We start from the raw sequence: 455 nt of genomic DNA, 5'->3' as shown, positions 1-455 counted from the left end.
TATCCGTTGCGCCGCCCCCTAAAATCCAAACTTCCCTGTTTGACGATACTGAACCTAAAAACAACGGCGAATACCACAAACCCAACATGAATCTGTTGCGTATGCCGTCTGAAGAACCGGTTGCCGTCAATCCGGATGAATTGCAACAAACCGCAGAATTAATCGAAGCCAAGCTGGCTGAATTCGGCATCGGCGTACAGGTTGTTTCCGCTACTTCCGGCCCTGTGATTACCCGCTACGAAATCGAACCGGCACAAGGTGTCAAAGGCAGTCAAATTGTCGCCCTGTCCAAAGATTTGGCGCGCTCGATGTCTCTGCAAGCGGTACGCATCGTAGAAACCATTGCCGGTAAAAACACCATGGGCATTGAATTGCCCAACGAGAAACGCCAAGATGTCATGTTGAGCGAAATCCTCTCTTCATCCGTGTTTACCGACGCCAAGTCCAAACTGACC

General features: G+C 50.3%; 1 protein-coding gene. It reads left to right on the top strand.

Translation table 11 applies throughout. The features are described 5' to 3' along the window. On the top strand, positions 1-455 hold a 455-nt coding region (locus ACTHUR_RS20535; protein ID WP_440400643.1), incomplete at both ends, for a DNA translocase FtsK.

The organism is Neisseria sp. P0021.S007 (genome assembly GCF_051956855.1).
This window is presented reverse-complemented; position numbering and strand designations above follow the sequence as displayed.